Source organism: Paenibacillus farraposensis (genome assembly GCF_020736845.1).
GTDB classification, from domain to species: Bacteria; Bacillota; Bacilli; order Paenibacillales; family Paenibacillaceae; genus Paenibacillus; species Paenibacillus farraposensis.
The window spans coordinates 1-238 of the sequence record NZ_JAFFQR010000026.1 but is presented as its reverse complement, the minus strand read 5'-3'; the positions used below and the strand labels follow the sequence as shown (position 1 = coordinate 238).

The 238-nt window shown below is 54.6% G+C and carries 2 tRNA genes; both read left to right on the top strand.

Annotation, left to right across the window (positions count from 1 at the left end):
• The first annotated feature begins 79 nt into the window (after positions 1-79).
• Positions 80-156, top strand: a tRNA-Met gene (locus JO375_RS05285).
• 21 nt (positions 157-177) lie between these two features.
• Positions 178-236: transfer RNA gene (locus JO375_RS05280), tRNA-Asp, on the top strand.
• Positions 237-238: the final 2 nt, after the last annotated feature.

Here is a 238-nt window from a genome sequence, read left to right as displayed (position 1 = left end):
TAGCTCAGCTGGGAGAGCATCTGCCTTACAAGCAGAGGGTCGGGGGTTCGATCCCCTCAGCCTCCACCATATTTTATATCGCGGGGTGGAGCAGTTCGGTAGCTCGTCGGGCTCATAACCCGAAGGTCGCAGGTTCAAATCCTGCCCCCGCAACCAATTAAATTTTTATGTAACTATGGTGTAGAGGCCTAACATGCCTGCCTGTCACGCAGGAGATCGCGGGTTCGAATCCCGTCAG